This window comes from Ruegeria sp. BB10 (assembly GCF_056535725.1).
In genome coordinates this window covers 2,488,703-2,508,256 of record NZ_JBQFIW010000001.1, presented here as the reverse complement: position 1 = coordinate 2,508,256, position 19,554 = coordinate 2,488,703, and the positions used below count along the sequence as shown (strand labels likewise).

Below are 19,554 nucleotides of genomic sequence, written 5' to 3'. Positions count from 1 at the left end.
GACCGATGATGTACGTAGCCACTCTGTTGACCAATCCGAACATGCCGAAGCTCGAGCAGGCTTTGGTCGAGTCGTTGTGCAACGCGTGGGGCGGGGGCGATCTGGTTTGGCTCAGCGAAGATGAGGCGGCGCAGTTCACGTTTCCCGAGCTGCCTGATAATCAGTGGGACGTCTGGGCAGAGCTGCAGTTGTTAGAGGTCGACCTGATCGTGCAGCCGTTCGGGAAACGCCGCAAGCTGATGCTGCTGGCCGATATGGACAGCACCATGATCCAGCAGGAATGTATTGACGAACTGGCCGATGAGGCGGGCGTGGGCGATCGCGTCAAAGACATTACCGCGCGGGCCATGAATGGTGAGCTTGATTTCGAAGGTGCGCTGATTGAACGTGTCGGCCTACTGAAGGGCCTGGATGAGGCGGTGATCGACAAGGTTCTGAACGAACGCATTACATTGATGCCGGGCGGTAAGGAACTGGTTGCGACGATGCGCCTGAACGGGGGCTATGCGGCCCTGGTGTCGGGTGGGTTTACGGCCTTCACCGCGAGGGTGGCTGATCTGCTTGGCTTTGATGAAAACCGCGCCAATACATTGCTGGCCGAAAAGGGCAAGCTGACCGGCGATGTACAGCGCCCGATTCTGGGCAAACAGGCCAAGGTGGATGCGCTGGCGCAGATTACCAAGCGGCTGGGCCTGTCCGAGGCCGACGTGATTGCCGTGGGCGATGGCGCCAATGATCTGGGCATGCTGAGCCGGGCCGGAACCGGTGTGGCGCTGCATGCCAAACCTTCGGTCGCCGCCAAATGCGATATTCGGATCAATTACGGAGATCTGACGGCATTGCTGTACCTGCAGGGCTATTCCCGCGCGGCCTTTACCGAGGTCTGATCGCAAGGGGCTTCCCTTTATTTAACAAAAATGTTAAACAATGGTCATGAACACGCTTCTGACCGCATTTTCGGCATTGTCCGATGCCACCCGATTCTCGATTGTCGAGCAGTTGATGCAAGACGGTGAACTGCCCGCTGGTGACCTGATAGAAGGGCGCGGCATGTCAGGGGCCGCGATCTCGCGCCATCTGAAGGTGTTGCGCGCCGCCGGGCTGGTGCAGCAACGGGTGCAGGGCAGCCAACGTATGTATTCCATCCAGCCCGAGGGGCTGCGGGCCATCGCGGAATGGACCATCTCGAAACGGCAATTCTGGGAAAGCAGCCTCGACCGTTTGAACGATTTGATTGAAAGGGAGAATTCATGGCCGACCTGAAATTGGAACGCGCGTTTCCCACATCCCAGGAAAACCTGTTTGCCTGGATCAGCGATGGCGCAAAGCTGTTGCAGTGGTGGGGCCCCGAAGGGATGCATGTGCCCGAACATGATTTGGATTTTTCACGCCTTGGGCCGTGGCACTCGGTCATGGTGAATGCCGAAGGGCAGCGATACAAAGTATCCGGGCAGGTGACCCATGTTGATCCGCCGAATTCAGTGGGGTTCACCTGGGGCTGGCATGACGATCAGGATCAACGCGGAGCGGAAAGCCACGTGACGCTGACGGTCACAGCGACGGAATCCGGTGCAAAGTTGGTTCTTGATCACCGCGAATTGGCCGATGCCGAGGTCGCGGCCAACCACAACCAAGGTTGGACTTCGTCACTGCGCAAGCTGGAAGCTCAGTTTTAAGATTTTCATTAGGGAGGAAGAGAAATGCCTCAGTTCTTGTTTGTCTATCACGGTGGTCACACCCCAACCGACCCCGCCGAAATCGAAGCGACCATGGCCGCCTGGGGCGCATGGTTCCAGAATATGGGCGATGCGCTGGACATCCCCGGCAACCCGGTGGGCCAGTCCTATACCGTCAGCAACAGCGGTGTTGTCGACAATGGCGGTGCCAACCCGGCCTCGGGGTTCACGGTCATCAGGGCCGACAGCATCGACGCCGCCAACGAGATGGCCAAGGGCTGCCCCATGGTCGTCAACGGATCAGGCTCGGTCGAAGTGGCCGAGATTCATCCGATCGAGATGTGATCGCCTTAGCCGGGGAAACCCGGCGCAGGCTTGATGATGCCACATTCCAGCCCGCGGCGGCTGTACTGAATGGCGTTCATGAATTTGCGGGTGGCCGGGTGTTCGGCCTCCAGCACACCCAGATGGGCCAGAATGGATGCGATGGCGCATTCAGCGGCACGCGTGGTGCCGTCTGTGATCTTCAGTGCCACGCCCATGCGTTTTTCCGGAATGATGGCGATGAAAACAGCTTCGGCCCCGGTCTTGATCGCGGCGCGGCCCTCCATCGCGCGCATCAGTTCGGTACAGGCGCGGCTTTCGCCGGCAACCAGTTCGGGATGCTTGATCATCGCAGCGGTCAATTGCTGCGCCGCATCGCTGGCCCGGTCCGACCGGTCGGCGGCCGAGGCAAACCACGCCATCGATCGCGCCAACCCCACCAGCGAGGTGGCAAAGTTCGGCGCTGAACATCCGTCTATCCCATAGGCGGGGCTGGCCTCACCGGTTGTTTCTTCGATGGCTGACAGACAGGCCTGCTGAACTGGGTGGTCGATTTCCAGATACTCCGGCCCGGCCCCCATATGCTGGGCCACGGTCAGGAACCCGCAATGCTTGCCCGAGCAGTTATTGTGAATCTGGCAAGGCGTGTCGTCGGCCAGAATCAATCCGTCGCGCGCGGCCATATCCTGCGGCTCTTGCGGGCCGCAGCGCAGATCATGTTCGGACAGGTTCAGATGGTCCAACCAGGCGGTCACGCGGTCAGTGTGGATATGCGCGCCGCTGTGTGAGGCGCAAGCCAGTGCCAGATGCTCGCTGTTCAGCCCATATTTCGCCGCGGCGCCTGAGGTGATCAGCGGCAGACCTTGGATCATCTTGGCCGAAGATCGTGGGTAGATAATCGCACTTGGATCACCCCAGCTTTGTACGATCTGGCCACTGTCATCACAGATCACTGCATGGCCCAGATGCAGGCTTTCCAACAAGGGGCCGCGCCATAGTTCTGTCATTGGTACCGGCTGCGTCATCAGGCCTCTCCGTAATATGCGCAAAATTCTGCCAATCGCCCTTTCGCCTGTGGCGAAACCTGCGTTAGTGTGTGTATGTCGACAATCATCGGAATACGCAACTTACAGACGAACCGGCAGGGTGCGCAGGCTTTTCCGATGGGTATGAGGTAATAGGTCGAGCTAGGAGGCTGGACAGATGGGATTGAAACTCGTCCGTGTAATCGCGGGCCTGTGCATGGCAGGGATGGCCACTACGGCAACCGCTCAGCAGGCGTCAAGCACCAACCGTGTGGCAGCCAAAACCGATTGGAGCGTGTTCGTCGAAGACGATCCCACCGAATGCTGGAGCGTGTCTGCACCCAAGGAAACCGTCAACACACGCGGTGGCCGGGTGGTCTCGGTCCGCCGCAGCGATATCCTGCTGTTCGTGTTCTATCGTCCCAACGCCGAGGTGAAGGGGCAAGTGACCTTTACCGGCGGCTATCCGTTCGCGGCAGGCTCAACCGTCAATCTTGAAATCGACGGGACCGAGTTTGAACTGATCACCGAAGGCGAATGGGCCTGGCCTGCAACCGAAGGCGAAGACCTCAAGGTGGTTGCAGCGATGAAGCGGGGCACTGAGGCTGTTCTGACCGCCCGGTCCGAGCGTGGGACGCAGACCAAGGACACATTCTCGTTGCTGGGTTTCACGGCAGCGATCGAAGACGCCGAGAAACGCTGCACAAACTGATACGTATCTGAAGACACGCGAGACCCCGTCATTTGGCGGGGTTTTCTTTTTTTGAAGCGTCAAGTGTCGGCTTTACGCCACGTCTGTCTGCAAGTTTGATCCGTATCAAAGCGAGCCTCCGACATTTTTGAACTAATTAGTTCAGCTGAATAGAAGGAGCTTACGAATGCTGAATAAGCCTATTGTCGCGCTGATGATGGCAGTCGCCGTGTTGTTGAGCGCGTGTGAAAAAGATTCTGAAACCTACCCCGTATCCGGTGAGCAATGTGGGCCAGAGGATCCGGTAAAAACTTTGGATGCAGCAGATTGCGATATCCTGCCAGCGGGCATCTGAAGCGGCTTACCTGATAGCATTGATTTCGGCCGCATCGGCGTTGACGGTGCGGCCAATCTGTATTTGGGGCGCAGTAGTTCGCGTGCTACCGTCGGCAGTGGGAACCTCTGGCAGGAGCGAGTTATGCGGTACGTATTGATCATATTGTTGTTTTCCTCTGCGGCACTGGCAGACCCAACGTTGGAATGTTCAGACTCAAGTTCTCAGGTGGAAATTGGGGCGTGTGTTGGCGAGATGGAAGATCGGGTCAGTCTGGCGCTGGAGGAGAGCTACGGATTTGCCATGCAATCGGCCAAAGAGTTGGACGAGATCACCGAGCGGGTGGTGGCGCAGCCCGCCTTGGAAGCTTCGCAATCAGCCTGGGCAAGCTACCGCGATGCGCAGTGCGAAGCGGTGGGCGCTTCCTATGGCGGAGGGTCCGGTACTGGCATCGCCATCACCGCGTGCCGGGTCGATCTGGGACGCGCGCGTGTGGACGAGTTGCTGCGCTTTGCGAATTGATTGATACGATTCCTTTTGATCTTTGCCAGCGATCCTATATAGAGGCGCATCCCAAGCCAGAATCCGTTGAGATAGCCACATGTCGCCCAAAGCGCCGATCACTCAAGATGTCATGACCATCCCCCGCAAATTGCCCGAGGGGAAGATTAACCTTGTCGGCCTGACCCGCGCCCAGCTGCGTGAGGTTTTGATCGAACATGGCACGCCGGAAAAGCAGGCCAAGATGCGCACCGGTCAGATCTGGCAATGGATTTATCAATGGGGTGTGCGCGACTTTGCCGAGATGACCAATCTGGCCAAGGCCTATCGCGCACAACTGGCCGAAAACTTTGTGATCGAAATCCCTGAGGTTGTAACGCGTCAGGTGTCCGAGGACGGCACCCGCAAATACCTATGCCGTATTGCAGGCGGGCACGAGGTTGAGGTCGTGTACATCCCCGAAGAAGATCGCGGCACGCTGTGCATTTCATCTCAGGTGGGTTGCACGCTGACCTGTTCTTTCTGTCACACCGGTACGCAAAAACTGGTGCGCAACCTGACCGCGGCAGAGATTGTCGGTCAGGTGATGATGGCGCGCGACGATCTTGAGGAATGGCCGGTTCCAGGCGCGCCCAAGGACGAAACCCGTCTGCTTTCGAACATCGTTCTGATGGGCATGGGTGAGCCGCTGTATAATTTCGAAAACGTCCGCGACGCGATGAAGATCGCCATGGATCCTGAGGGGATTTCCCTGTCGCGCCGCCGCATCACCCTGTCGACCTCGGGTGTTGTGCCTGAAATCGCGCGCACGGCTGAGGAAATCGGTTGTTTGCTGGCGATCTCGTTCCATGCCACCACGGATGAAACCCGTGACGTGTTGGTGCCGATCAACAAGCGCTGGAATATCGAGGAACTGTTGGGTGCGCTGGCCAGCTATCCGAACGCATCGAATTCCGAACGGATCACCTTTGAATATGTGATGCTGGATGGCGTGAACGACAGAGACGAGGATGCGCATCGCCTGATCGACCATATCAAGCGTCATAACATCCCGGCCAAGATCAACCTGATCCCGTTCAATGAATGGCCGGGCGCACCGTACAAGCGCAGCTCGAACAATCGCATCCGGGCCTTTGCGAATATCATTTACCAGGCGGGTTACGCCTCACCCATCCGCAAGACGCGGGGCGAGGATATCATGGCAGCTTGTGGTCAATTGAAATCGGCCACGGAACGCGCCCGAAAATCGCGCAAACAGATCGAGGCCGAAGCCGGGGTGAAAAGCTGAGGCGTGTTATTGTCGCCAAGTGGTCGACAATAAATAAATTCTCGCCTTGCTGTTCTTTGCATGCGAAATTTGGTATGTTTTAAGCGTCGGGGCTGGATCGGCGCATGTCACTCTTGCGCACAAAGCGGTGAAAGCCGTGGTCTGGCCGTGGCGCGTTTGTTCAGGGCCGCTATCTTATTTCAAACATGATAGGCGGCTTTCAGGCGAACCTTAAGAAACAGGTAGGCCATCCATATGTTTTTACGATTTAAACGTGTGTTTTCGATCTCACTGACAGTGCTGTCAATTTCGGGGTTGTCCGCAACCGACGGGTTTGCGCAATCAACTGGTGAGGACGCGCATATTGCCATCGAGAATCCAGCGGATTTGTCCAAGGAGGAAGCATTGCGCATCTATGAATCCCTGCAGCGGCGCATGGCGCGGGGTTATGGCGCTGCACAGCTGGATTTGCTCCTGAATTATCAGAACTGGCCATTGTTCAACGATGCGCCCTATATCTCGGCCACCCATGGTCAGCGGTATGTGAACAGCTATGCTAATCGCATGGCCCATAACTACGGAACGCTGGCCGAGGGGGAAAAGCTGCCCAAAGGCTCGGTTTTGGCCAAGGACAGCGTGACCGTCACGGATGAAGGCAATATCCATCCCGGCGCTTTGTTCGTAATGGAAAAACTGGCCCAAGGCGAAAGCCCCGACACGGGTGACTGGCGTTATATCATGGTGATGCCGGACGGATCGCTGTTCGGGGACACGATGGGTGCGCGCGCAAACTCGGTCGCCTATTGCCATGATTGCCACGAGGCGGTGGCCGATCGGGACTACACCTTTTTCGTGCCCGAAGAATACATCGTCGGCAATTGATCAACTGCGCTTGAGGCGGGCGGCTCCGATCACCTCGATCAGGGTCTGACGCACGGGTTCGGGCTGCGCCTCAACCGCGTTCAGCACCTCGCGCAGTTCTGCGCGCAGGCCGTGCATCTGGTCTATCAGCGAAATCATCATCGACAGCGCGTCGGGTTCCATCTCGTATTGCTCATGCAATTCGCAGGCCAGTTCCAGACGGGCGACGTCGAGGCTGTGATAGACCAAGCCCTGATCAGTTTGTTCGGGGACCACGATCTCGGCGGCCAAGTATTCGGTCAACCGGGTCGAGGTCAGGCGGGTGACGGTTGCGATCAGCTGCTCTTCGGTCAGAGTGCGGGTCATGACGGCATTCCTTTACGCGGATCATAACTGTGGCTCTCGCGCCATGTCTCCATGAATTGCTTTAGGTCTTCGTCGATCTGTCCGGGCATCGCGATGGTCAGTTCGATCAGCTGATCGCCGCGCTCGGTTGAGCCGCGTTTCTTAACCCCTTTGCCGCGCAGGCGCAGTGTCTTGCCGCTGCTGGTGCCCGCAGGAACGCTGACATTAACGCCACCGTCGATGGTGGGTGCAGGGACCTTGCCGCCCAGAATGGCCTCATCAATCGTGATCGGCAGAGTGATATGAATGTCGTCGCCCTGACGATCGAAGACGGGGTGTTTGGCAACCGAGACGGTCACTAGAGCATCACCCGGCGGCCCGTCGCCAAAGCCCGGATCGCCTTTGCCGCGCAGGCGAATGGTTTGGCCGTCGGTGATGCCAGCGGGAATCTTGACCTCGATCCGGTCGCCATCGGGCAGGGTCAGTTTCTGGCTGGCCCCAAAAACCGCATCCAGAAAACTGATCTGCAGGCTGTAGCCTCGATTGTGCCCCGGCGCGTGGAATTCATGGGTGCGCTGGCCGTATCCGCCACGGCCCCGCATGAACTCGGCAAAGATGTCCGACATGTCATCGGGGTCTGCAGCCTGTCCCCGATAAGGGTTCCCGGCGGCCTCGGCGTAGTCGCGATAATAATGCTGCTGTGGGCGTTCCTGACCCGAGGCGTCAATCTCACCATTGTCGAATTGCGCCCGCTTTTCGGGGTCTTTGAGCAAGTCGTAAGCGGCGGCTGCCGCCTTAAACTTGGCTTCGGCCTCGGCATCGCCGGGCTTTAGATCCGGGTGGCATTCCTTGGCGATACGCCGATAAGCCTTTTTGATTTCGGCGGCGCTGGCGTCTTTGGCGACACCAAGGGCGGAATAGGGATCGTCGCTCATCTCACCTCTCGCGGGTCGGGCTGAACAGGTTGGTTTTATCATGCGATTTCAAGGACCCAAAAGGAAGAGGCTTTTGAAACCGCTCGCAAAACCCCGAAAGTCTGCTAACATATGCACGTTTCGAATTATTTTCTGACGGAGACCCCCATGACGCGCAGAATCAAATCCGCCTTGGCCCTGCTGGCCGGCAATGCCATCGGGTTGCTACTGGCCACGCTGCTGCTGTCAGGGTTTGCGATCAAGCCGATCTCTTTCATCGTCGTGGTGATCGTCTTTACGCTGGTGCAGGTGGTGGCCGAGCCGCTGATCCTGAAGCTGGGCGAGAAAAAAGCACCCGCGCTGAAAGGCGGCATCGCGCTGATCGTTACCTTTGTGGGCTTGCTGACAACCGATCTTGTCACTGCCGGGTTGACGGTTGGAGGTATCTCGAACCTGTTGGCGGCCACGCTTCTGGTCTGGCTGGGGGCGCTGATCGCCAGCATAGTGCTGCCGATCTATGTGTTTACAGAATTGCGTGAGCCCAAGAAGAAATCATAGCGCGTTCAGGCTGATTTCAATCGCCTGCCACAGTTCCTCGACCGGTTCACAGCCGACAGACAGGCGGATGAAGGCGGGGTCGACATCGTCGCCCCAGCGCGCGCGGCGTTCTGCTGAACTGTGGACGCCACCAAAGGAGGTTGCGGGACGCAACATCGGGCAGGCGTTGATAAAGGCCTCGGCCTTAGCCTCGGTCTCAAGCGTGATCGACAGCAGGAACCCAAACCGCGACGTCTGTGCCGTGGCCAGCGCATGCGATGGATCGCTAGGCAGTCCGGGATAGCGGATTTGCCTGACCGTCGAGTGGACGGCCAACCGTTCGGCCAGCACCTGCGCCGAGGAACACATACGGTCGAACCGCACATCCAGCGTTTCCAGTCCGCGATGCAACAGCCAAGCCTCATGCGGGCCGGGGATCGCCCCAGAAACGCGGCGCCATTCTACTACCCGTTCCATAATCTGTGCATTGCGACTGGCCACGTGGCCCATCAACAGGTCGGAATGCCCACCCATGGCTTTCGTATCCGAGGCCACAACCACGTCGATGCCCATATCCAGCGGGCGCTGGCCCAGCGGGGTCAGGGTCGTGTTATCAGCAATCGTGATCCCGCCCGCTACACGTACAGCAGTGGCGATAGCAGGCAGGTCCAGCATGTCCAGCCCGGGGTTTGAGGGGCTTTCGACAAAGACCACATCAAAGCCGTCAAACCCGCCCTCGGTAAAGGTGGCCGTCGGGCGTTCGGTGACCGTTACACCCAGCCCGGACAGGAACTGATCGGCCAGCACGCGCGTGACATAGTACCCATCCGACGGAATCAGCAGGTGCGACCCGGCCTTCAGGGTTGCAAACAATGCGGCTGAAATTGCCCCCATGCCAGACGGAAAAGTCAGGCAGGGCGCACCTTCAAGATGGGCCAGCACATGTTCCAGATGCTCCCAAGTGGGGTTGTCGACTCGGCCGTATGTGGGCAGGCCGTCCGTCACGCCCGGCAGATGATACATACTGCTTTGAGTCAGCGGCAGCGTCACCGGCTCACCCGCGTTCAAGGCATTGCCGCGCAGGTGCAGCATCTCTCCGGTCTTCGGGGCCATGGTTCAGCGCCCCGGTATTTCGTCGCGGGGCGGGGCGGGTTCCCAGTTCTCGATGATCTCGACCGCCTCTTGCGCCGTGTCGACAAACCGGAACAGATCCAGGTCTTCGTCCGAGATGGTGCCCGCGTCCGCAAGCGCCTCCCAGTTGATAACCTTTTCCCAGAACTCGCGGCCAAACAACAGGAAGGGCACGCGCTCCATCCGACCGGTTTGGATCAGGGTCAGGGATTCGAACAGCTCATCCATGGTTCCGAACCCGCCGGGAAAGATAGTGATGGCGCGGGCGCGCATCAGGAAATGCATCTTGCGGATGGCGAAATAGTGGAAGTTGAAGCTGAGCTCGGGGGTCACGTATTCGTTCGGCGCTTGTTCGTGCGGCAACACGATGTTCAGGCCGATGGAACATCCGCCCGCATCCTGCGCGCCGCGATTCCCCGCCTCCATCACGCCGGGGCCACCGCCGGTGACGATGACGTTCTCGCGGCAGCCGGTTTCATTGGATTTCTCGGTCATCAGCCGGGCGAATTCGCGGGCCTCGTCATAGTACTCCGACAGGTTGGCCAGCGTCTGGGTCCGGGCGGTGTGTTTCTGCGACGGCTCGGGAATGCGCGCACCGCCGAACATGACGATGGTCGAGGTGATCTCACGCTCGGTCATGAGCATCTCGGGTTTCAGCAGTTCCAGCTGCAGGCGAACCGGGCGCAGCTCATCCCGGCACAGGAAATCGTCATCGGCAAAGGCAAGGCGATACGCGGGTGAGCGCGTTTGCGGCGTGTCCGGTACCTCACTCGCGGTCGAGCGGTCGGTCTGCGCGTCGCGGAAAGGGCTGAGGCGGTCTTCTCTCATGAGTGATGGTTCCCTGCTTGCGTGTTCTTGAAACAGCTATAGGGTTCGCGGGCAGAGTGCCAGTCACGGAAGAACAAGAATGAATTGGAAGAGTGAAATATTGGCGGCCGCCGACAGGATCAACGGTTATGCGCAGGTGACGCCGGTGATGGAAAGTCGGGCCTTGGGGTTGGGTTACCCGGTTGAGATGAAGCTGGAACACCTGCAGCATACCGGCAGTTTCAAGGCGCGCGGGGCGTTCAATACATTGCTGAGCCAGGATGTGCCCAAGGCCGGTATCGTTGCAGCGTCTGGCGGCAATCATGGTGCGGCGGCGGCCTTTGCAGCGCGCGCATTGGGGTATCCGGCAAAGATTTTCGTGCCGGAAATGGCGGGGCCGTCGAAAATCACGCTGATCGAACGGACCGGTGCGGATCTGAGCGTCGTGCCGGGCGAATACGCTAACGCGCTGACCGGGGCGCAAGCGCATGAGGATGCAACAGGTGCGATGCAAATCCACGCCTATGACGCGCCCGCAACCGTTGCCGGGCAGGGCACCTGTTTCGCAGAATGGGAGGCGCAGGGTCTGCAGGCCGACACGGTTTTGATTGCCGTCGGCGGCGGCGGATTGATTGCAGGCGCACTGGGCTGGTTGCAGGGCGCGCGCAAGGTTGTGGCGGCCGAACCCGAGACATCATGCGCGTTGAACGCATCCCTTCAAGCCGGAGAGCCGGTGGATGTCACCGTTTCGGGTATCGCCGCCAATGCGCTGGGCGCGCGGCGGATCGGGTCGATCTGTTTCGGACTGGCGCAGGGAATGACTTCGGTTCTGGTTAGCGACGAGTCCATTGCCGAGGCCCAGCAGGTTCTGTGGCGCGCGCATCGGATTCTAGTAGAGCCAGCGGGCGCGACCGCATTAGCTGCGCTTCTATCTGGTGCCTATCAGCCGGAACCCAATGAGCGTGTGGCGGTGCTGGTTTGTGGCGGGAACCTCTCGCCGGACCCATTGAACGGCTGAAACTGCAGCAATCAGCCGCAAAGCGCGCATTCTGCGTCGCATTGCGGCCTGTCCCCTGCTTGCGTATAGGCAACACCAACGTGAACAGATTCTGCAGGGAGCCGCCAAATGTCCAACGCGCAACTGGAAGCCGCTATCGAAGCCGCCTGGGAGGCACGCGATACCATCACCCCCGCCACCTCAGGCGAACAACGCGAGGCGATCGAAGATACGCTGAACGCGCTGGACAGCGGTTCGCTGCGTGTGGCCGAAAAGATGGACAGCGGCGACTGGCATGTGAACCAGTGGGCCAAAAAGGCGGTTCTGCTGGGCTTCCGCATCAAGGACATGGAGATTCAGTCGGGTGGTCCGCAGGCCGGCGGCTGGTGGGACAAGGTGGACAGCAAGTTCGCCGGTTGGGGTGAGGATCAGTGGCGTACCGCCGGGTTCCGCGCCGTGCCTAACTGCGTGGTTCGCAAATCCGCCTACGTCGCGCCGGGCGTGGTGCTGATGCCGTCTTTCGTGAACCTGGGGGCTTATGTCGACGAGGGCACCATGGTCGACACCTGGGCCACCGTGGGGTCCTGCGCACAGATCGGCAAGAACGTACACCTGTCGGGCGGCGTCGGCATCGGTGGTGTGTTGGAACCGATGCAGGCAGGCCCCACCATCATCGAAGACAATTGCTTTATCGGCGCGCGCTCTGAGGTGGTCGAAGGCTGCATCGTGCGCGAAGGCTCGGTTCTGGGCATGGGTGTGTTCATCGGCAAGTCGACCAAGATCGTTGACCGCGAAACCGGCGAGGTCACATATGGCGAAGTGCCGCCCTATTCGGTGGTTGTTGCCGGATCGATGCCATCAAAGAACAATATCAGCCTGTACTGCGCGGTGATCGTGAAGCGTGTGGATGAAAAGACCCGCTCGAAAACCGGGATAAATGAATTGTTGCGGGACTAACAGGTAAGAAAAAAGATAATGCCCGAACCACGTTCGGGCATTTCATTTGTTTAAGCTCGGTTATCGAGCGATCTGATTATTAGCGTCCGCGAGCTATATTCTCGTCATCTGACCAACACCAGATAAGCTTAGTTAGCGATCTTCGCCTGGACGTTCGACTGCGCTGCCATTTTCTTCACCGCTAGTGTAGCCGCTGCCGTTGGACTCACCTTCTTCGCCGCCACCGGAGCTGTCGCCTTCTTCGCCGCCACCGGAGCTGTCGCCTTCTTCGCCGCCACCGGAGCTGTCGCCTTCTTCGCCGCCACCGGAGCTGTCGCCTTCTTCGCCGCCACCGGAGCTGTCGCCTTCTTCGCCGCCACCGGAGCTGTCGCCTTCTTCGCCGCCACCGGAGCTGTCGCCTTCTTCGCCGCCACCGGAGCTGTCGCCTTCTTCGCCGCCACCGGAGTTGTCGCCTTCTTCGCCGCCACCGGAGTTGTCGCCTTCTTCGCCGCCACCGGAGCTGTCGCCTTCTTCGCCGCCACCGGAGCTGTCGCCTTCTTCGCCGCCACCGGAGTTGTCGCCTTCTTCGCCGCCACCGGAGTTGTCGCCTTCTTCGCCGCCACCGGAGCTGTCGCCTTCTTCGCCACCACCGGAGCTGTCGCCTTCTTCGCCGCCGCCGGAACCGCCACCTTCTTCGCCTCCGCCGCTGGCTTCAGCTTGCACAGAGTTGGTGGATGCGATTGTCACAACAAAAGCTGCGGGAGCCAGAGCCAGAACGGATACGCTTGCAACAGTAGTTAGAAGTTTAGACAACGTACTCATCGAACTTTCCTTTGTTAAAAAATTGCGACCAATAGTGTTGGGTATTCTAAATTTCGCATGCCATACCTCGTATCGACCCAAAGATGTGGCGCTGCCGTAAGCTAATTTCCGCGCAAATAAACTCAGATTGTCGGCGAAATTGTACCAATTTCAACCATGCGGATTCTCAATAATTTTCGTGTCAATCCAGCGGAGAAATTTTTTCAGTTCCTGTGTGTCAATTTTGCATGAAGGCGGAAGCCTGTTGGCTTTGATGCAATGTATTTCGATTGCCCACAAACCGAATCAGGTCTTGCTGCCGGATCGTTCTATCAGTTGACCATGCTTTGTTGCGCCCGTAATGCAGGCGCCATGGAAAAGCAAAAGAAACCCTCGCGTCAGCAAGTCTATACCTTGCTTGTACAAATCGGCCGCAAGGATGGCGATGGCTTGCCCGACGGCGCGACCGGCGCGGCGCTGATGTGTTTCGCCAGCGGCGTGGATGAGGCCGAAGCCGTGCGCGAGACCGTGGCGATCCTGAAGCAGGCAGACACCGCGCCGCTGGACGTCACCGGCTATGGCACATTGGCCGAGCGAGAAGCGCAGGGCCACGACATTGACGCCGACGAGCGCGCGCTGATGCAGCGGGCATTGGATGAAAACGCGGTCATCGTCGCGCAGATGACGCCGTTTTTCGGGGATGAGTAGCTGGGTTAGTTTCGAACCCCGAACCATTTCCGGTAAATCTCGTCATAGGTGCCGTCTTCACGCAGCGACAGCAGCGCCTGATTGACATCCTCGACCAGGGGTGATCCCGTCGGGAAGGCAATCCCGTAATTCTCTCGCAAGAACACGCCGCCGGTCACTGATGCGATCCGTCGCCCTTCGTGCGAGGCATAGTAAGACAGGATCGGCGCATCAAAAACAACCGCGTCCAGCTCTTTGTCTTGGAAGGCGGTCAGCATCTCATCCAGACCGGAATATCCGGTAAACTCGATCTCGCGCCGGTTCAGGAAATTGGCGGCGGTTGAGTTTGAAATCGTGCCCACCTGTTTGCCATACAGATCGTTGACCGAATTCACGTTGCCGCTGATCGCATCAACCGTCATGACCGAAGTGATGCGCGCGGTAAAAACCGACACGATGAACAGGGATGACACCACCAGAACCACGCCCAGCACACGGCCAAACGGGGTGCGCGGCATGCGTTCTTCGAACCCGCCATTAACCACCAGGTTCAGCGCCCACCAGAAGGACGGGAACCATGCCTCATTCAATTTGCGGTCGAAATAGGGCTGCGAGCGGCGCTCGAACCCCCACATCAGCATGCCACCGCCCAACAGGATGGCAAAGGCCAGGCCAATGGCGATGAACAATTCGGTCGACAGCAACGCATGCAGCAGCGAGGGCCGGCGTGCGGCCTCGGACGGGACCATGATCTGCAAACCGGCCTCAAAGATCGGCTGGCTGAAATCCATCTGCGTTTCGCGCGCCGCGGTGATAGAGATGTTGGCGATGGCCAGATCGGCGGTGCCGTCCTGCACCGCACCCAGCATGTCGCTGAACGCCTCGACCCGGTTGACCGAATAGTCCCAATCCAGCGACTGGGCCAGCGCCGCCAGCAGATCCATGGAAAAACCGGTCTGTGCCCCGTCTTCGACATAGGAAAACGGAGGGCGGGTCACGGTGGTGACGTCCAGTGTCTGCGCCTGGGCTTGTTGTGCAAGCGTGGCGAAGGTCAGGCAGATCAGTGCGAATAGGGCGCGTATCATCGTCAGTTTACCTGTTTGGCGCGGCTCTAACGCAATTTTGACGGGTGCGGCAAGGTGGTCGCGGGGTCAAGGCCCGTGTTTTATTGGGGTATCGGCGCGATACAAACAGAAAAAAGCCCGTGGAATCGGGCGTGCGGGGGTTGGCAATCGGCCCAATTCGTTGAATCTGTGCGCGAACCAGCGTCCGAATGAAGCAAAGAGGTCTCACCATGACAGATCCGGTAGAATTGACAGCGGACCTAATCCGTTGCCCATCGGTCACACCCGAGGAAGGCGGCGCGCTGGTGTTGTTGGAAAAGTTATTGTCGGATGCGGGGTTCGATTGCACGCGGGTCGATCGCGGGGGTGTCGCCAACCTGTTCGCGCGCTGGGGCAAAAAGGGCCATGCGCGCAGCTTTGGGTTCAATGGCCATACCGATGTTGTTCCGGTCGGGGATGAAGCCGCCTGGACCATGCTGCCCTTTGGGGCGGAAATCCGCGACGGCGTGATGTATGGGCGGGGGACGACTGACATGAAATCCGGCGTGGCGGCCTTTGCGGCAGCGGCGGTGGATTTCGTGCAAGACACGCCACCAGACGGTGCAGTCATTCTTGTCATCACCGGGGATGAAGAGGGTGATGCCGTGGACGGCACGACCGCGTTGCTGGATTACATGGAGCGCGCCGATGAACGGATGTCGGTCTGTCTGGTCGGCGAACCGACCTGCCCAAACACGATGGGTGAGATGATGAAGATCGGGCGTCGTGGCTCGATGACGGCGTGGTTCACGGTAACCGGCGTGCAGGGACATTCCGCCTATCCGCATCGCGCCAAAAACCCGCTGCCCGCCATGGCGCGGCTGATGCACGACCTGGCCAGTCATGAGTTGGATCAGGGCACGGATCATTTCGATGCCTCGACGCTGGCCGTTGTGAATATCGATACCGGAAATACAGCAACCAATGTGATCCCGGCGCAATGTCGTGGGGCAGTGAATATACGGTTCAACGATTTGCACTCGGGTGCAAGCCTCAGTGACTGGTTGCGGGCCGAAGCGCAGCGTGTGGCCGAATCGTATGACGTCGAGGTCGATATCAAAATCAAAATCTCAGGCGAAAGCTTTCTGACCCCTCCCGGCCCACTGTCGGATCTGGTGGCGCAAGCGGTCGAGGCGGAAACGGGCCTGCGACCCGAGATGTCCACGACCGGCGGTACTTCGGACGCGCGGTTTGTGAAAAACCACTGCCCGGTGGTCGAATTCGGCCTGGTCGGTCGCACGATGCATCAGGTGGACGAATGCGTCGAGGTGGCGCAGATCGACCAGCTCAAGGCGATCTACACGCGCATCCTGCGGGATTATTTCGCCTGATCCATGCAGCGGACTCTGGTCATCATGGTCAAAGAACCACACCCGGGGCGGGTGAAGACTCGTCTGGGTCGCGATATCGGCATGGTCGGTGCGGCCTGGTGGTTTCGGCATCAGACCCAGTCGTTGATCCGGCGGTTACGCGATCCGCGCTGGCAGATTGTCCTGGCGGTCTCCCCGGACCGCGAGGGGCTGAACAGCCGTATCTGGCCGGTGGATCTGCTGCGAGTGCCACAGGGGAACGGTGATCTGGGCGATCGCATGGGCCGGATGTTGCGGGACATGCCAAAAGGTCCGATCTGTTTAATTGGTGCGGATATTCCCGGCATCACGCGGTGGCATATTGCGCGGGCGTTCAAGGCGCTGGGCTCGGCGCAAATGGTGTTCGGGCCTGCGCCGGACGGGGGCTACTGGCTGGTTGGTGCGCAACGCTATGGGGCAATGCCCACGAACCTGTTCCGCGATGTCCGCTGGTCCACGGAACACGCACTGGCCGATACTCTGGTCTCAATCCCCGGAACGCGGGTGGCTTTTCTGGATCATCTGCGTGACGTGGACACGGTTGCCGATCTGAAACCCTGATCTTTTTTAGTCATGACGCCGTCGCATCCCCGTGATACGCCGGACTTATGACTCGCATCCCTACCAAGCAAGAGGTCCTCGACTGGATCTCGGCGAACCCCACCCTGACCTCGAAACGCGATATCGCCAAAGCCTTTGGCATCAAGGGTGCAGATCGAATTGATCTGAAGCGTATCCTCAAAGAACTTGAGGCCGAAGGGCATCTGGAAAAGCGCAAGCGCAGCTATCGTGACCCGGACCGGTTGCCGCCAGTCAGCGTGTTGCAAGTAAAGGCTCCGAATGCCGATGGTGACCTGTTCGCGCGCCCGCTGGAATGGCATGGTGAAGGCGTTGAACCCATCGTTCTGATCGTTGCGCGCGCCAGCGATCCGGCGCTGGGCGAGGGCGACCGAATTCTGGCTCGCCTGACGGTGGTACATGAAGAAGACCACAACTACGAAGCGCGCTTGATTCGACGTATCGGAACCAATCCGCGCAGGATCGTCGGTATCTTCCGCAAAAGCGCCGAAGGTGGACGGATCGTCCCCATCGACAAGACCGGCTCGACCGAATGGCTGGTGCATGACGGTGCGGTACTGGGCGCCAAGGATGGCGAACTGGTCGAGGCCGAACAGGCAGGCCCCAAGAACCGCATGGGTCTGCCGCGCGCCCGTATCGTCGAGCGGCTGGGTGACCCATCGGCACCCAAGGCGGTGTCACTGATCGCGATCCACCAGCACGGTATCCCCGACGATTTCCCTGATAAGGTGATTGCCGAGGCCGATAAGGCCAAACCCGTCGGCCTGAAAGGGCGCGAAGACCTGCGGGACATGCCGCTGCTGACCATCGACCCCTCGGACGCGCGCGACCATGACGACGCCTGCTATGCGCACGCGGATGAGGACCCGAAAAACCCCGGCGGTCATGTGATCTGGGTCGCCATCGCGGATGTTGCTGCTTATGTGCAGCCGGGAACCGCACTGGATCGCGAGGCGCGAAAGCGTGGTAATTCCAGCTATTTCCCGGATCGTGTGGTGCCGATGTTGCCGGATCGCCTGTCCGGCGATCTGTGTTCGCTGCACGAAGGCGTTCCGCGCGCCTGTATCGCCGTACGGATGCAGATCGACGCAGACGGCAACAAGATCGAACACCGGTTTGTGCGGGGCCTTATGCGTTCGGCCGCTTCGCTGCACTATGCCGAGGTGCAGGACGCCATTGACGGTAACCTGAATGACCGCACCGGACCTTTGTTGGAAACTGTTCTGAAACCGCTCTACGCCGCTTATGCGGCCCTGAAGAAGGCGCGCGCCGAACGGCAGCCGCTGGAGCTGGACCTGCCGGAACGCAAGATCGTTCTCAGCGATGCGGGCGAGGTGACCAGCGTGGCGTTCCGCGACCGGTTGGACGCCCATAAGCTGATCGAGGAGTTCATGATCCTCGCCAATGTCGCCGCCGCCGAGACCCTGATTGCCAAGCGCCGCCCGCTGCTGTTCCGCGTGCATGAAGAGCCCGCGCCTGAGAAACTGGAAAGTCTGCGGGAAACGGCGCAGGCCGCCGGTCTTAATTTGGCCAAGGGCCAGGTTCTGCAAACCCGGCATCTGAATGCGCTGTTGAACGCCGCCGCCGGGACCGAGGATGCCGAGTTGATCAACCTCAGCACATTGCGGTCGATGGCGCAGGCGTATTACAACCCAGAAAACTTCGGTCATTTTGGCCTGGCACTGCGGAACTATGCGCATTTCACTTCGCCCATTCGACGCTATGCCGACCTGATCGTGCATCGGGCGCTGATCACGGCCCACGGCTGGGGTGACGACGGGCTGACCGAGGACGAAATCGCCCGGCTGGAAGAAACCGCCACCCATATCTCGGACACCGAGCGGCGTTCGATGATGGCCGAACGGGATACGACAGACCGCTACCTGGCTGCCTATCTCAGCGAGCGCGTAGGCAATGAGTTCAGTGGCCGTATCAGTGGTATCGCCCGGTTCGGGGCCTTTGTGAAAATGGACGAAACCGGTGCGGATGGTCTGGTGCCCGTCCGATCACTCGGGCGCGAGTTCTTCCATTTCGACCGTGAAGCAGGGACGCTGATGGGATCAGACACCGGGCTGATCATCGCCATCGGACAGCGTGTCACCGTGCGTCTTACCGCGGCGACGCCTGTGACCGGCGGTTTGGAACTGGAATTGTTGTCCATTGACGATCAGGCCCTGCCACGGGGACGCGGTGCGAAAGGGCGGCCAACCCGACGCAAAGCGGTTAGCAACAAGCGCAAGAAAGACAAGATCAAACGCAAGGTCGAACGCAAACGCCGTCAGAGGTGATAGGTCAGCGCCCGCGCAATCAGCCAGCCATGGCGCGTCGGGTCGATCTGCGCGGGGTCGTCAAACAACACGGCCCTGTTGCCATCCAGCCGATCCTCGCTGGGAAAGGCCGAGGTGAAATCACCCATCAACCGGCTTTGGCAATGCACATACAGTGCAAACTGCGCGGCCTTATGCTTGCCGATCCGGATTGTTGAACCCTTTGGGGCCAGATAGGCGGGCTGACCCCAGCGCAGCGATTCCTGCAAAGGCTGCGCGTCGGGCGAGGACGCGGCAGTGTCAAAGATCAAGTCACGCAGGGCAAGCGCCCCGACACGAGCATCAATTGGCAGCGCGTCAAATGCGGCGGCAACTTTTGGATCGTCAAAGGGTGTCATCTCAGCAGCTTATTCCGTTTGGCC

At 59.5% G+C, this 19,554-nt stretch carries 24 protein-coding genes; 16 read left to right on the top strand and 8 right to left on the bottom strand.

The window, feature by feature from the left end; all coding sequences use genetic code 11:
* Positions 1 to 8 precede the first annotated feature (8 nt).
* From serB to ACR3EP_RS12975, 4 genes are read left to right on the top strand one after another with little or no spacing between them, the layout of a single operon-like run.
* Positions 9 to 887: a phosphoserine phosphatase SerB gene (gene serB, locus ACR3EP_RS12990; protein ID WP_226689262.1), complete on the top strand. Its 879-nt coding sequence runs from the start codon at positions 9 to 11 to the stop codon at positions 885 to 887.
* A 46-nt stretch (positions 888 to 933) separates the two neighbouring features.
* The gene (locus tag ACR3EP_RS12985) at positions 934 to 1,263 is read left to right on the top strand and encodes an ArsR/SmtB family transcription factor (RefSeq protein WP_170517124.1); all 330 of its coding nucleotides are present in this window, start codon (positions 934 to 936) and stop codon (positions 1,261 to 1,263) included.
* Positions 1,251 to 1,676, top strand: a complete 426-nt coding sequence (locus tag ACR3EP_RS12980; RefSeq protein ID WP_480638192.1) for an SRPBCC family protein — start codon at positions 1,251 to 1,253, stop codon at positions 1,674 to 1,676. Before ACR3EP_RS12985 ends, ACR3EP_RS12980 begins: the two co-directional genes overlap by 13 nt.
* A gap of 24 nt (positions 1,677 to 1,700) precedes the next feature.
* Complete coding sequence (locus ACR3EP_RS12975) at positions 1,701 to 2,021, top strand: YciI family protein (protein ID WP_170351117.1); 321 nt, start codon at positions 1,701 to 1,703, stop codon at positions 2,019 to 2,021.
* Positions 2,022 to 2,026: 5 nt separating this feature from the next.
* On the opposite strand, the gene ACR3EP_RS12970 is transcribed toward ACR3EP_RS12975, so the two are convergent.
* A complete protein-coding gene (locus ACR3EP_RS12970; protein ID WP_480638190.1) occupies positions 2,027 to 3,025 on the bottom strand; it encodes an asparaginase in 999 nt (332 codons plus the stop codon).
* Positions 3,026 to 3,203: 178 nt separating this feature from the next.
* Here ACR3EP_RS12970 and ACR3EP_RS12965 point away from each other — a divergent pair, with 178 nt between their 5' ends.
* The 5 genes from ACR3EP_RS12965 (at position 3,204) to ACR3EP_RS12945 (ending at position 6,700) form a co-directional block, all read left to right on the top strand.
* Positions 3,204 to 3,737 carry an invasion associated locus B family protein gene (locus ACR3EP_RS12965; protein ID WP_170351115.1) on the top strand — a complete coding sequence of 178 codons (534 nt, stop codon included), beginning with the start codon at positions 3,204 to 3,206 and terminating at the stop codon, positions 3,735 to 3,737.
* A gap of 166 nt (positions 3,738 to 3,903) precedes the next feature.
* On the top strand, positions 3,904 to 4,071 hold the full coding sequence (locus ACR3EP_RS12960) for a hypothetical protein (protein ID WP_170351114.1): 168 nt from the start codon (positions 3,904 to 3,906) through the stop codon (positions 4,069 to 4,071).
* Positions 4,072 to 4,194: 123 nt separating this feature from the next.
* Positions 4,195 to 4,572, top strand: coding sequence for a lysozyme inhibitor LprI family protein (locus ACR3EP_RS12955; protein ID WP_480638188.1), 378 nt, complete (start codon positions 4,195 to 4,197; stop codon positions 4,570 to 4,572).
* A gap of 79 nt (positions 4,573 to 4,651) precedes the next feature.
* Positions 4,652 to 5,839 (top strand): dual-specificity RNA methyltransferase RlmN, encoded by a 1,188-nt coding sequence (gene rlmN, locus ACR3EP_RS12950; protein ID WP_170378193.1) that lies wholly within the window; start codon positions 4,652 to 4,654, stop codon positions 5,837 to 5,839.
* Between the two features lie 234 nt (positions 5,840 to 6,073).
* A complete protein-coding gene (locus ACR3EP_RS12945; RefSeq protein ID WP_170413991.1) occupies positions 6,074 to 6,700 on the top strand; it encodes a cytochrome P460 family protein in 627 nt (208 codons plus the stop codon).
* Here ACR3EP_RS12945 and ACR3EP_RS12940 read toward each other — a convergent pair whose 3' ends face one another.
* Both ACR3EP_RS12940 and ACR3EP_RS12935 read right to left on the bottom strand, forming a co-directional pair.
* Positions 6,701 to 7,045: a hypothetical protein gene (locus ACR3EP_RS12940; RefSeq protein ID WP_480638186.1), complete on the bottom strand. Its 345-nt coding sequence runs from the start codon at positions 7,043 to 7,045 to the stop codon at positions 6,701 to 6,703.
* Positions 7,042 to 7,959 (bottom strand): DnaJ C-terminal domain-containing protein, encoded by a 918-nt coding sequence (locus ACR3EP_RS12935; protein WP_170351109.1) that lies wholly within the window; start codon positions 7,957 to 7,959, stop codon positions 7,042 to 7,044. Before ACR3EP_RS12935 ends, ACR3EP_RS12940 begins: the two co-directional genes overlap by 4 nt.
* Positions 7,960 to 8,106: 147 nt before the next feature.
* Between ACR3EP_RS12935 and ACR3EP_RS12930 the strand changes: the two genes are divergently transcribed.
* Positions 8,107 to 8,496: a hypothetical protein gene (locus tag ACR3EP_RS12930; RefSeq protein ID WP_170351108.1), complete on the top strand. Its 390-nt coding sequence runs from the start codon at positions 8,107 to 8,109 to the stop codon at positions 8,494 to 8,496.
* Here the strand turns inward: ACR3EP_RS12930 and ACR3EP_RS12925 are convergent.
* On the bottom strand, positions 8,491 to 9,588 hold the full coding sequence (locus tag ACR3EP_RS12925) for a cystathionine gamma-lyase (protein ID WP_480638184.1): 1,098 nt from the start codon (positions 9,586 to 9,588) through the stop codon (positions 8,491 to 8,493). The two genes, ACR3EP_RS12930 and ACR3EP_RS12925, sit on opposite strands and share 6 nt — an antisense overlap.
* Before the next feature lie 3 nt (positions 9,589 to 9,591).
* Positions 9,592 to 10,434 carry an LOG family protein gene (locus ACR3EP_RS12920; protein WP_170351106.1) on the bottom strand — a complete coding sequence of 281 codons (843 nt, stop codon included), beginning with the start codon at positions 10,432 to 10,434 and terminating at the stop codon, positions 9,592 to 9,594.
* A gap of 79 nt (positions 10,435 to 10,513) precedes the next feature.
* On the opposite strand from ACR3EP_RS12920, the gene ACR3EP_RS12915 reads away from it, so the two are divergent.
* Both ACR3EP_RS12915 and dapD read left to right on the top strand, forming a co-directional pair.
* Positions 10,514 to 11,431, top strand: coding sequence for a threonine/serine dehydratase (locus ACR3EP_RS12915; protein WP_480638182.1), 918 nt, complete (start codon positions 10,514 to 10,516; stop codon positions 11,429 to 11,431).
* Between the two features lie 108 nt (positions 11,432 to 11,539).
* Positions 11,540 to 12,367: a 2,3,4,5-tetrahydropyridine-2,6-dicarboxylate N-succinyltransferase gene (dapD, locus tag ACR3EP_RS12910; protein WP_170400127.1), complete on the top strand. Its 828-nt coding sequence runs from the start codon at positions 11,540 to 11,542 to the stop codon at positions 12,365 to 12,367.
* Between the two features lie 132 nt (positions 12,368 to 12,499).
* On the opposite strand, the gene ACR3EP_RS12905 is transcribed toward dapD, so the two are convergent.
* On the bottom strand, positions 12,500 to 13,168 hold the full coding sequence (locus ACR3EP_RS12905; protein WP_480638180.1) for a hypothetical protein: 669 nt from the start codon (positions 13,166 to 13,168) through the stop codon (positions 12,500 to 12,502).
* A gap of 351 nt (positions 13,169 to 13,519) precedes the next feature.
* Here ACR3EP_RS12905 and ACR3EP_RS12900 point away from each other — a divergent pair, with 351 nt between their 5' ends.
* Positions 13,520 to 13,855: a hypothetical protein gene (locus tag ACR3EP_RS12900; protein WP_480638178.1), complete on the top strand. Its 336-nt coding sequence runs from the start codon at positions 13,520 to 13,522 to the stop codon at positions 13,853 to 13,855.
* 5 nt (positions 13,856 to 13,860) lie between these two features.
* On the opposite strand, the gene ACR3EP_RS12895 is transcribed toward ACR3EP_RS12900, so the two are convergent.
* Positions 13,861 to 14,919 (bottom strand): transporter substrate-binding domain-containing protein, encoded by a 1,059-nt coding sequence (locus ACR3EP_RS12895; RefSeq protein WP_170398116.1) that lies wholly within the window; start codon positions 14,917 to 14,919, stop codon positions 13,861 to 13,863.
* A 209-nt stretch (positions 14,920 to 15,128) separates the two neighbouring features.
* Here ACR3EP_RS12895 and dapE point away from each other — a divergent pair, with 209 nt between their 5' ends.
* From dapE to rnr, 3 genes are read left to right on the top strand one after another with little or no spacing between them, the layout of a single operon-like run.
* On the top strand, positions 15,129 to 16,268 hold the full coding sequence (dapE, locus tag ACR3EP_RS12890) for a succinyl-diaminopimelate desuccinylase (RefSeq protein WP_480638176.1): 1,140 nt from the start codon (positions 15,129 to 15,131) through the stop codon (positions 16,266 to 16,268).
* Positions 16,269 to 16,271: 3 nt separating this feature from the next.
* Complete coding sequence (locus ACR3EP_RS12885; RefSeq protein WP_480638174.1) at positions 16,272 to 16,847, top strand: TIGR04282 family arsenosugar biosynthesis glycosyltransferase; 576 nt, start codon at positions 16,272 to 16,274, stop codon at positions 16,845 to 16,847.
* 47 nt (positions 16,848 to 16,894) lie between these two features.
* The gene (gene rnr / locus ACR3EP_RS12880) at positions 16,895 to 19,153 is read left to right on the top strand and encodes a ribonuclease R (protein ID WP_480638172.1); all 2,259 of its coding nucleotides are present in this window, start codon (positions 16,895 to 16,897) and stop codon (positions 19,151 to 19,153) included.
* Here the strand turns inward: rnr and ACR3EP_RS12875 are convergent.
* Positions 19,144 to 19,530: a DUF1801 domain-containing protein gene (locus ACR3EP_RS12875; RefSeq protein WP_170398126.1), complete on the bottom strand. Its 387-nt coding sequence runs from the start codon at positions 19,528 to 19,530 to the stop codon at positions 19,144 to 19,146. The genes rnr and ACR3EP_RS12875 overlap by 10 nt on opposite strands.
* Positions 19,531 to 19,554: the final 24 nt, after the last annotated feature.

Excerpts from the sequence above, each read along its gene's own strand:
- ACR3EP_RS12930 (WP_170351108.1), top strand. The coding sequence starts at position 8,107 with ATGACGCGCAGAATCAAATCCGCCTTGGCCCTGCTGGCCGGCAATGCC.
- ACR3EP_RS12895 (WP_170398116.1), bottom strand. The coding sequence starts at position 14,919 with ATGATACGCGCCCTATTCGCACTGATCTGCCTGACCTTCGCCACGCTT.
- ACR3EP_RS12925 (WP_480638184.1), bottom strand. The coding sequence starts at position 9,588 with ATGGCCCCGAAGACCGGAGAGATGCTGCACCTGCGCGGCAATGCCTTG.
- ACR3EP_RS12875 (WP_170398126.1), bottom strand. The coding sequence starts at position 19,530 with ATGACACCCTTTGACGATCCAAAAGTTGCCGCCGCATTTGACGCGCTG.
- ACR3EP_RS12945 (WP_170413991.1), top strand. The coding sequence starts at position 6,074 with ATGTTTTTACGATTTAAACGTGTGTTTTCGATCTCACTGACAGTGCTG.
- rnr (WP_480638172.1), top strand. The coding sequence starts at position 16,895 with ATGACTCGCATCCCTACCAAGCAAGAGGTCCTCGACTGGATCTCGGCG.
- ACR3EP_RS12965 (WP_170351115.1), top strand. The coding sequence starts at position 3,204 with ATGGGATTGAAACTCGTCCGTGTAATCGCGGGCCTGTGCATGGCAGGG.
- ACR3EP_RS12980 (WP_480638192.1), top strand. The coding sequence starts at position 1,251 with ATGGCCGACCTGAAATTGGAACGCGCGTTTCCCACATCCCAGGAAAAC.
- dapD (WP_170400127.1), top strand. The coding sequence starts at position 11,540 with ATGTCCAACGCGCAACTGGAAGCCGCTATCGAAGCCGCCTGGGAGGCA.
- ACR3EP_RS12975 (WP_170351117.1), top strand. The coding sequence starts at position 1,701 with ATGCCTCAGTTCTTGTTTGTCTATCACGGTGGTCACACCCCAACCGAC.
- dapE (WP_480638176.1), top strand. The coding sequence starts at position 15,129 with ATGACAGATCCGGTAGAATTGACAGCGGACCTAATCCGTTGCCCATCG.
- ACR3EP_RS12900 (WP_480638178.1), top strand. The coding sequence starts at position 13,520 with ATGGAAAAGCAAAAGAAACCCTCGCGTCAGCAAGTCTATACCTTGCTT.
- ACR3EP_RS12935 (WP_170351109.1), bottom strand. The coding sequence starts at position 7,959 with ATGAGCGACGATCCCTATTCCGCCCTTGGTGTCGCCAAAGACGCCAGC.
- serB (WP_226689262.1), top strand. The coding sequence starts at position 9 with ATGTACGTAGCCACTCTGTTGACCAATCCGAACATGCCGAAGCTCGAG.
- ACR3EP_RS12940 (WP_480638186.1), bottom strand. The coding sequence starts at position 7,045 with ATGACCCGCACTCTGACCGAAGAGCAGCTGATCGCAACCGTCACCCGC.
- ACR3EP_RS12955 (WP_480638188.1), top strand. The coding sequence starts at position 4,195 with ATGCGGTACGTATTGATCATATTGTTGTTTTCCTCTGCGGCACTGGCA.
- ACR3EP_RS12920 (WP_170351106.1), bottom strand. The coding sequence starts at position 10,434 with ATGAGAGAAGACCGCCTCAGCCCTTTCCGCGACGCGCAGACCGACCGC.
- ACR3EP_RS12960 (WP_170351114.1), top strand. The coding sequence starts at position 3,904 with ATGCTGAATAAGCCTATTGTCGCGCTGATGATGGCAGTCGCCGTGTTG.
- ACR3EP_RS12985 (WP_170517124.1), top strand. The coding sequence starts at position 934 with ATGAACACGCTTCTGACCGCATTTTCGGCATTGTCCGATGCCACCCGA.
- ACR3EP_RS12970 (WP_480638190.1), bottom strand. The coding sequence starts at position 3,025 with ATGACGCAGCCGGTACCAATGACAGAACTATGGCGCGGCCCCTTGTTG.
- rlmN (WP_170378193.1), top strand. The coding sequence starts at position 4,652 with ATGTCGCCCAAAGCGCCGATCACTCAAGATGTCATGACCATCCCCCGC.
- ACR3EP_RS12915 (WP_480638182.1), top strand. The coding sequence starts at position 10,514 with ATGAATTGGAAGAGTGAAATATTGGCGGCCGCCGACAGGATCAACGGT.
- ACR3EP_RS12885 (WP_480638174.1), top strand. The coding sequence starts at position 16,272 with ATGCAGCGGACTCTGGTCATCATGGTCAAAGAACCACACCCGGGGCGG.
- ACR3EP_RS12905 (WP_480638180.1), bottom strand. The coding sequence starts at position 13,168 with ATGAGTACGTTGTCTAAACTTCTAACTACTGTTGCAAGCGTATCCGTT.